Raw genomic sequence first — 5,643 nt, forward strand, 5'->3', positions numbered from 1 at the left:
GCATGTTCCGCGTCCTTGCAATACTGTGTTTACATACAGTCTATCGCTTAGCGGAAAGTTCTTTTACCCTCAGCCGAAATGCCTGCCGTTGCTAGACATTGCCAGCCAGTGCCCGTCACTCCCACTCGATTGTAAACAAGCACACAAAACCCTTTAGTGACAACAATTTGCAAGAACTATCAGGCTCAGTGCCATGAAAAATACCATGACCAGATCATGAGGTTGAACACGGCTTGCGCCGGCAGCGTTCACGCTCCTGGTCGGCGATCTCGCCCGGCTGCAATGCTAGCTCAGCATCGGTCATGCGCTCCAGCACGTCGCGTAGGCGGATGGTGCAAGGAATGGGCGGCAGCTCGAACTCATAGCCGCCGGCGATCATTTCGGCCGCAATCTCCTCGGTGATGAAAAACGGCTCGTCGTCTTGGTTCGGCTTCTTCATGCCCTTTCCTCCTGGCGCTCATCCTGGCCGACAGCGGCCAGGGCATCGGCTTCCGTCAATGCGTCCTCCACGAACGCGCCGTGCTGCTTCGCTTCGGCCTGGCTGACCTCGGCCCATATCCGTTTCACCTGGGCCGCACTGTACCCGGCCAGCTCGGCGGTCTTGTTGATGCTGTAGCCGGACTTGCGCAGCGCGACAACTTGGGCGCGGCGCTTCGGATCAGCACGGCGGCCCTTGTACCGCCCGGCCTGGCGGGCCAACTCAATGCCTTGGCGCTGGCGTTCGCGCCTGTCCTCGTAGTCGTCGCGGGCCATCTGCAAGGCCAGGCGAAAAAGCATGATCTGCACGGCTTCCAGCACGATCTTGGCGACGCCCTGGGCCTCGGCCGCCAGGTCGGATAGATCGACCACGCCAGGGACGGCCAGGCGTGCGCCTTTGGCCTGTATCGAGGCCACCAGGCGCTCGGCCTCGGGCAAAGGTAGGCGGCTGATGCGGTCGATCTTCTCGGCAATGACCACCTCGCCGGGCTGTAGGTCGCCGATCATGCGCAGCAGCTCAGGCCGGTCGGCGCGTGCGCCGGATGCCTTCTCACGGTAGATGCCGGCGACGTAGTAGCCGGCGGCCTTCGCGGCCGTAGTGATCGCCTCTTGGCGTTCCAAGTCCTGCGCGTCGGTGCTGACGCGCAGATAGACCCGCGCCACCATCGGCGCGGCTACTGGCTTCGTCCTGCGCATACTTGCGGGCTCCTTTGGGCATACTCAAATGCACCCATCTTAAACTGGCAGCTAATGTACAAAAGTTGATAGAAGCACACAAGTTCAATTTTGCACTTCTGCCCACTATTGCAAAACTGCTTGTTAGTAGCCGTTTTTTCTTACTGTTTATAGATTCAATAATTTTTGAAACGAAAAATTGGGACTAAACATTTCGGTTTCGTTTTCTGTCGATTCGTCCTGCGTATCTTTTGCATAAACAAACATTTGTTGTTCGTAGTTTTCGATGGCATTTTCAATACTTGTAAATTCTCCGTTTGTAAGGTTTTCAGACAATATCAAAGCATCCAATAATCCCGTATTTACACCCTGTCCTGCAAAAGGCGACATCAAATGAGCAGCATCGCCAATCATTGTTATGGGTAATGGACGGTTACTTTTCCAATCATTGTTCAAAGGAAATTTCCTTGTGGGCAAGCATTGAAATGTTGATACCGAACGTATTAATTGTTTGTAAACTTCACTCCATTTGGAAAATCTTTTCAATAAAAAATCGGCAACGCTGTTTCTGTCCTGAAAATCTAAGGGAATTTTATTTTTCCATTCATCGGGCGTTTTAAAACTAATTCCTAAATACAATGCACCATTATTATTGGGATTGGCAAACAATAAAATGCCCTGATGTCCCGCCATTAATCGGTTGCCGTTGCATAGCTGAAAAAATCCGGGACAGTTTATTTCCGGTTGAAGAATATCAGCTTGGATGTTGAAAGTACCGGTTTCTTCAACTTGCGTGTCGGTAACAAAGCTCCTTATTTTCGACATTCCACCATTGGCAAGAATAACCAAATCTGCTGTTTCACTCGGTTTATTCTCAAAAGTTAGTGTCCACTTCTTCTTACCAGGTTCAAGCATAACAAGTTTTCTATCCCAAATAACCGTGTCGTTTTCTAAACTATTCAACAAGATAGCCCTTAAGTCATTTCTGTTTATTTCAGGATTGTCAAATCGATTTTCGGGCTTTACATTTTTTGTGGATAAAATATTGCCTTTTTCATCAGCAATATTTACACCCATTGGTAAGGCTAAGTCATAATAAGTTTGTAACAATCCCGCTTTTTTCATTGCTTCCTGACCTGAACCTTTGTGTAGGTCAAGGGTTCCACCAAAAATTCTTGCCTCTCGGTCGTTGTCTCTTTCGTAAACTGAAACGTCTATGCCGTTTTGCTGTAATAATTTTGCCATAGTCAGTCCAACGGGTCCACCACCAATTATTGCAACGTTCTTATCACTAAGTAAATTCATTTGTTTGTCTGTATCTATTCGCATTGTCATTCAAAAATGGCACATAACAAGTGGCTATACGCCAAATGGCGTATATATCCACTATATCTTATTTTGCTAAACCTTTCATTATCAGTGACAAATCCGTTTTCAACCGTTTACCGTTCGTTTCTACTCTCTCAAAAGGATTTATATTCATAGTGCTTTTTGTTAAGTTTTGCTCAAATATACAAATCCTTTCTATATATCTAACAAATCCATCGGACTTTTTAATTGTTCCATTCCCTTGGTGGTAATATGTGTATAAACCTCAGTTGTTTTACTGCTTGAATGACCTAACAACGATTGAATATAACGTAAACTCGTACCATTCTCAAGCAAATGCGTTGCAAAGCTATGTCGTAAGGTATGTACAGTAACTTCCTTTTGAATCTTTGCTTTTAAAACAGCTGCTTTAAAAATGTTTTGAATACTTCGGCTTGAGTATGCGCCACCTTTTTGACCTTCAAATAAATAATCTTTTGGTTTATATTCCATAAAGTATGTTCTTAAAATAATTAATGTTTTCTCAGATAAAATGGTATAACGATCTCTTTTTCCTTTTGACTGTTCTATACGAATTTGCATGCGCTTGGAGTCAATGTCTTTTATTTTCAGGTTTATACATTCAGAAATGCGCAAACCTGCCGAATAAATAGTCATCAGAATAGCCTTGTGTTTCACGTTTTCAATAGCGCGTAGTACCCGAATGGTTTCTTCTTCACTCATCACAACAGGAAGTGTTTTTTCTTTTTTTGGTCTTTCGATGAAATATGTTTTCCGTTGTCCACCCAAAACACGTTCGTAATAAAACTGGCACTGTTGCAAAGTTAGCGATGAGGCAGCCTTTTGTCTTATTCAAAGGCCTTACATTTCAAAAACTCTGCTTACCAGGCGCATTTCGCCCAGGGGATCACCATAATAAAATGCTGAGGCCTGGCCTTTGCGTAGTGCACGCATCACCTCAATACCTTTGATGGTGGCGTAAGCCGTCTTCATGGATTTAAATCCCAGCGTGGCGCCGATTATCCGTTTCAGTTTGCCATGATCGCATTCAATCACGTTGTTCCGGTACTTAATCTGTCGGTGTTCAACGTCAGACGGGCACCGGCCTTCGCGTTTGAGCAGAGCAAGCGCGCGACCATAGGCGGGCGCTTTATCCGTGTTGATGAATCGCGGGATCTGCCACTTCTTCACGTTGTTGAGGATTTTACCCAGAAACCGGTATGCAGCTTTGCTGTTACGACGGGAGGAGAGATAAAAATCGACAGTGCGGCCCCGGCTGTCGACGGCCCGGTACAGATACGCCCAGCGGCCATTGACCTTCACGTAGGTTTCATCCATGTGCCACGGGCAAAGATCGGAAGGGTTACGCCAGTACCAGCGCAGCCGTTTTTCCATTTCAGGCGCATAACGCTGAACCCAGCGGTAAATCGTGGAGTGATCGACATTCACTCCGCGTTCAGCCAGCATCTCCTGCAGCTCACGGTAACTGATGCCGTATTTGCAGTACCAGCGTACGGCCCACAGAATGATGTCACGCTGAAAATGCCGGCCTTTGAATGGGTTCATGTGCAGCTCCATCAGCAAAAGGGGATGATAAGTTTATCACCACCGACTATTTGCAACAGTGCCGATAAAAATATATCATCATGAACAATAAAACTGTCTGCTTACATAAACAGTAATACAAGGGGTGTTATGAGCCATATTCAACGGGAAACGTCTTGCTCGAGGCCGCGATTAAATTCCAACCTGGATGCTGATTTATATGGGTATAGATGGGCTCGCGATAATGTCGGGCAATCAGGTGCGACAATCTATCGATTGTATGGGAAGCCCGATGCGCCAGAGTTGTTTCTGAAACATGGCAAAGGTAGCGTTGCCAATGATGTTACAGATGAGATGGTCAGACTAAACTGGCTGACGGCATTTATGCCTCTTCCGACCATCAAGCATTTTATCCGTACTCCTGATGATGCATGGTTACTCACCACTGCGATCCCCGGGAAAACAGCATTCCAGGTATTAGAAGAATATCCTGATTCAGGTGAAAATATTGTTGATGCGCTGGCAGCGTTCCTGCGCCGGTTGCATTCGATTCCTGTTTGTAATTGTCCTTTTAACAGCGATCGCGCATTTCGTCTCGCTCAGGCGCAATCACGAATGAATAACGGTTTGGTTGATGCGAGTGATTTTGATGACGAGCGTAATGGCTGGCCTGTTGAACAAGTCTGGAAAGAAATGCATAAGCTTTTGCCATTCTCACCGGATTCAGTCGTCACTCATGGTGATTTCTCACTTGATAACCTTATTTTTGACGAGGGGAAATTAATAGGTTGTATTGATGTTGGACGAGTCGGAATCGCAGACCGATACCAGGATCTTGCCATCCTATGGAACTGCCTCGGTGAGTTTTCTCCTTCATTACAGAAACGGCTTTTTCAAAAATATGGTATTGATAATCCTGATATGAATAAATTGCAGTTTCATTTGATGCTCGATGAGTTTTTCTAATCAGAATTGGTTAATTGGTTGTAACACTGGCAGAGCATTACGCTGACTTGACGGGACGGCGCTTCCCTACCCTCATGGCCGCCTCCCAGGAATCGACCCAGGTGCTTATCGTGGACATAATCCTTTACTCATAAATTTATCTTATTCCATTATTGTACCTGTCACGCAAAACTTGCAGAAAAGCCATAAACGCAGGAGAATCCTGTCGGCGGTGAGGATAATAAATATGGTAGCCGTCAAAATATGGACACCACTCGGTCAGAACAGCAATCAGCTTGCCGCTTTTGATATATCCATCTGCAACATACTCGGGAATATAGGCAATCCCCAGCCCGTCTAATGCTGCATCGAGCTGATGAATCGTGCTGTTCGCAATATATTGCCCTTTGACTTTCAGACTGAATTTCTGAGCATCTTTCTCGAATTCCCAGGCGTACAATCCACTCGTATCAGAATAGCGGACGTTAATGCAGTTGTGGTTCAAAAGATCCTGCGGCTTCCTGGGCTTAGCATAACGCTTAAAATGGCACTGTTGCAAAGTTAGCGATGAGGCAGCCTTTTGTCTTATTCAAAGGCCTTACATTTCAAAAACTCTGCTTACCAGGCGCATTTCGCCCAGGGGATCACCATAATAAAATGCTGAGGCCTGGC

7 protein-coding genes are annotated in these 5,643 nt (G+C 46.3%); 1 reads left to right on the plus strand and 6 read right to left on the minus strand.

Going from position 1 to position 5,643, the window contains the following annotated elements; all coding sequences use genetic code 11:
- Positions 1-214 precede the first annotated feature (214 nt).
- From FTU37_RS16135 to FTU37_RS16155, 5 genes are all read right to left on the minus strand, one after another.
- On the minus strand, positions 215-439 hold the full coding sequence (locus FTU37_RS16135; protein ID WP_000743213.1) for a hypothetical protein: 225 nt from the start codon (positions 437-439) through the stop codon (positions 215-217).
- The gene (locus tag FTU37_RS16140; RefSeq protein ID WP_001366550.1) at positions 436-1,173 is read right to left on the minus strand and encodes a recombinase family protein; all 738 of its coding nucleotides are present in this window, start codon (positions 1,171-1,173) and stop codon (positions 436-438) included. Before FTU37_RS16140 ends, FTU37_RS16135 begins: the two co-directional genes overlap by 4 nt.
- Positions 1,174-1,320: 147 nt before the next feature.
- Positions 1,321-2,487, minus strand: a complete 1,167-nt coding sequence (locus FTU37_RS16145; protein WP_024160783.1) for a tetracycline-inactivating monooxygenase Tet(X3) — start codon at positions 2,485-2,487, stop codon at positions 1,321-1,323.
- A gap of 189 nt (positions 2,488-2,676) precedes the next feature.
- A complete protein-coding gene (locus FTU37_RS16150; protein ID WP_205779272.1) occupies positions 2,677-3,270 on the minus strand; it encodes a tyrosine-type recombinase/integrase in 594 nt (197 codons plus the stop codon).
- 72 nt (positions 3,271-3,342) lie between these two features.
- The gene (locus tag FTU37_RS16155) at positions 3,343-4,047 is read right to left on the minus strand and encodes an IS6-like element IS26 family transposase (protein WP_001067855.1); all 705 of its coding nucleotides are present in this window, start codon (positions 4,045-4,047) and stop codon (positions 3,343-3,345) included.
- A gap of 129 nt (positions 4,048-4,176) precedes the next feature.
- Here FTU37_RS16155 and FTU37_RS16160 point away from each other — a divergent pair, with 129 nt between their 5' ends.
- A complete protein-coding gene (locus tag FTU37_RS16160; RefSeq protein WP_000018323.1) occupies positions 4,177-4,992 on the plus strand; it encodes an APH(3')-I family aminoglycoside O-phosphotransferase in 816 nt (271 codons plus the stop codon).
- A gap of 136 nt (positions 4,993-5,128) precedes the next feature.
- Here the strand turns inward: FTU37_RS16160 and FTU37_RS16165 are convergent, their stop codons facing one another.
- Entirely contained in the window at positions 5,129-5,530 is a 402-nt protein-coding gene (locus tag FTU37_RS16165; RefSeq protein ID WP_001183556.1) for a LysR substrate-binding domain-containing protein, read from the minus strand.
- Between the last annotated feature and the right edge of the window lie 113 nt (positions 5,531-5,643).

Origin of the sequence: Acinetobacter sp. YH12097, from assembly GCF_013419225.1 — a bacterium.
Lineage (GTDB): Bacteria > Pseudomonadota > Gammaproteobacteria > Pseudomonadales > Moraxellaceae > Acinetobacter > Acinetobacter amyesii.